General features: G+C 35.4%; 6 protein-coding genes. 5 read left to right on the plus strand and 1 reads right to left on the minus strand.

Annotated elements, in window-relative coordinates; all coding sequences use genetic code 11:
* From ACR2F7_RS16215 to ACR2F7_RS16235, 5 genes are all read left to right on the plus strand, one after another.
* Positions 1–852, plus strand: an 852-nt coding sequence (locus ACR2F7_RS16215; RefSeq protein ID WP_432714585.1) for a TlpA family protein disulfide reductase, incomplete at its 5' end; no start/stop codon positions are given.
* Positions 853–1,052: 200 nt separating this feature from the next.
* Positions 1,053–1,301, plus strand: a complete 249-nt coding sequence (locus tag ACR2F7_RS16220) for an AbrB/MazE/SpoVT family DNA-binding domain-containing protein (protein WP_432714586.1) — start codon at positions 1,053–1,055, stop codon at positions 1,299–1,301.
* Complete coding sequence (locus tag ACR2F7_RS16225) at positions 1,289–1,624, plus strand: type II toxin-antitoxin system PemK/MazF family toxin (protein WP_432714587.1); 336 nt, start codon at positions 1,289–1,291, stop codon at positions 1,622–1,624. The genes ACR2F7_RS16220 and ACR2F7_RS16225 overlap by 13 nt, the downstream gene beginning before the upstream one ends.
* Positions 1,625–1,819: 195 nt before the next feature.
* Positions 1,820–1,945, plus strand: coding sequence for an AraC family transcriptional regulator (locus ACR2F7_RS16230; RefSeq protein WP_432714588.1), 126 nt, complete (start codon positions 1,820–1,822; stop codon positions 1,943–1,945).
* Between the two features lie 68 nt (positions 1,946–2,013).
* The gene (locus tag ACR2F7_RS16235) at positions 2,014–2,385 is read left to right on the plus strand and encodes a VOC family protein (protein WP_432714589.1); all 372 of its coding nucleotides are present in this window, start codon (positions 2,014–2,016) and stop codon (positions 2,383–2,385) included.
* A gap of 31 nt (positions 2,386–2,416) precedes the next feature.
* Here ACR2F7_RS16235 and ACR2F7_RS16240 read toward each other — a convergent pair.
* Positions 2,417–2,662 (minus strand): hypothetical protein (locus ACR2F7_RS16240; RefSeq protein WP_432714590.1); only part of this gene is annotated, 246 nt, incomplete at its 5' end.

Genomic DNA, 2,662 nt, shown 5'->3' on the forward strand with positions numbered 1-2,662 from the left:
AGAACACTGACTGAGCAGAACTATGTTTCCAACCTATCTGAATTGGTTTGCAAGATATGGATAGAGGCATTTTCTAATCAAAAAGTTAGCGAAGAAAACATCTCCTTAGTCATTAGGAAGTCCAGAAGTAATTCTGATAAGCAATCCCTCCTCTATTTTGCCTTTCCGGAGTTCCGGTATAGCCGTTTTAGTTACAAGGGGGAGAAACATCTTTTGTGTGTTGAAGTTTTGAGTCCATTCAAAAAGACTATTTTCCTACTGCCTGACCTTCCCTCATTCAGTCCTGCACCAAAAGAAGCAGGTATTAATCTCCATGAAGTTTTAAGATTAGGAGCAGATAACTTCACTTATGTAAGATCAGAAGACAATGGCCAAAGGTTAATTTTTCAAAAGAACAATTCGAAAGACATCAATGTAGTGCTGGAAAAACCTTCAACACAAGCAGGCCATTTTGCGCCTGAAATTACCGGAATCAATCTTCAGGATAGAAAACTCGTTAGTCTAGCCACATTGCGTGGCAAATATGTATTTGTTGATTTTTGGAGCACCTCCTGTGGGCCATGCATTGCAGATTTCCCAGCCTTGGTAAAATTATACAACAGTTATGACAAGGCAAAGATAGAATTTATAGGAATGGCAGATGAACGGCAAAAAGGTAAGGTTAAAGAGTTGCTAGACAATTATAAAATCAAGTGGCCAACACTGATTTCAAATATACAAACTTCACTATATAAGGGATATCATATTTCCTTCTATCCCACTTCCTTTTTGATTGCACCGGATGGTAAAATAGTAAAGCTAGATCTAAGAAGTTCAGAACTGAAAAATGTATTGGATGTGCTATTGAAATAATTTTTTAATTAGGCAAATGGGTGCTTTACCTTTTCTAATAGCAGACAATGTAGCGTTATTGACAATTTCATTTCAACACTTCCCTTAGATGATTTTTAAGAAAATTTATCGTCATCCTTTTAACATAAGCAACTTAAAGAGCTGTAATGTTATAACTTATTTTGTATATTCATTTAATTAAGCGATTAATGTTATAACAAATGAAGACGAATATTATAAATATTGGTAACAGCCAGGGAATTATTCTCCCGGCCACTGTTTTAAGGAAACTTAATCTGTCTTTTAAGTCAACCGTGCATATTGATATCATCGATGGTGCAATCATTATTAAACCTGATCCTCGTCAAGGATGGGCCGAAGCAGCGCAACAAATGCATGCTTCAGGAGATGATGAACTCTTGTTAGATGATGTTCCTACTGACTTTGATCAGGAAGAATGGACATGGTAAAGGAAATTAAGCAATATGAGGTCTACTGGATCTCATTAGATCCTACTCAAGGAAGTGAAATGGCTAAAACAAGGCCATGCGTAGTAGTAAGTCCAAATGAAATGAACCAGTTTTTAAAAACTTTGATTATCATCCCAATAACGTCCACCGTTAAAACATATCCTTGGCGCGTAAAATGTATGATTTCAGGAAAACAAGGTTCAGTAGCTACCGATCAAATAAAAGTTATTGACCGAAGTCGTATAGGTTCCAAAATAGGAAACTTATCTAAAACTGAAGTATTAGAATTGAAAGACGTGCTGCAAAAAATGCTGATAAACTAATTACCTTCCATCTAACTAACTCTAATTTCCACATTGAATTTCAGTCATGAGTTACCATGAATATTCACCCCATCCAGCATTAATAAATTATATTGATGCTTATTAGACAATCAAGACTGTTAATGTTCTTCCATCAAAATTGCATCGAATCCTACCTGATGGCTGTACCGATATTATTTTACTCATACTGTTAAGGTGATCCAAAATAATACTGCCGGACAAAGTTTGACTCAAATTGCCTTTGCTAGCGGGTATTATGACCAGGCACATTTATGTAATGAAATTAAAGAATATGCTGGGCTTACACCTACCCAGTTGTAAGTTGTCGGATTTTTCCAATGCAATCTGGTATGGTAAACTTAAATTTGAAAAAAAATTAGAAGAAGAATATGGAATCATTATCACCAAACATGTATGTGAATGACGTAAACAGCACAATGCAGTTTTATAACTTAATAGGATTTAAATCAGTGATGACTGTCCCTGAAAATGGAGAGGAACCTATTTGGGCAATGATGCAGAATGGCAACGTTACACTTATGTTTGAATCATTTAAAAATATTGAAGATCGCTTACCAGAGATCAGCAGGCAGGATGGTGGTTCATTGTTGCTTTACATTAAAGTTAAAGATATCAATAGTTTCTTTGACTCAATAAAAGATCACGTAACTGTTTTACATGGCCTGCAAAAGACATTCTATGGAGCAACAGAATTTACCATCAAAGACTGTAATGGATATGTACTTACCTTTGCAGATTAATTGCTTTGCAAAACAGTATTAGCACTATCTGTTAATTGGCAGCTGCTACTTTACCTGGAGTCGTTGTAAATATATAGCCGAAACATAAAGTGAATAAACAGTAAATTATGGTCAGGGAAAGGATAATAAAAAAGTGATTTCCAGAATATTTTCCCACCATTTTTATTAAGGCAGACGAACCGATAAAAAAATGAGCCAAATTTCCGGTAACTAGCGGTTTGCTATATATCCCACCCATTAGGTTATTTTTTGTCATCCAATTTAACATGGCGAAACC

The organism is Pedobacter sp. (genome assembly GCF_045628745.1).
Classification (GTDB): Bacteria; Bacteroidota; Bacteroidia; order Sphingobacteriales; family Sphingobacteriaceae; genus Pedobacter.

Coding starts and splice junctions, on each gene's coding strand:
- ACR2F7_RS16220 (WP_432714586.1), top strand. CDS start 1,053: ATGAAGACGAATATTATAAATATTGGTAACAGCCAGGGAATTATTCTC.
- ACR2F7_RS16235 (WP_432714589.1), top strand. CDS start 2,014: ATGGAATCATTATCACCAAACATGTATGTGAATGACGTAAACAGCACA.
- ACR2F7_RS16225 (WP_432714587.1), top strand. CDS start 1,289: ATGGACATGGTAAAGGAAATTAAGCAATATGAGGTCTACTGGATCTCA.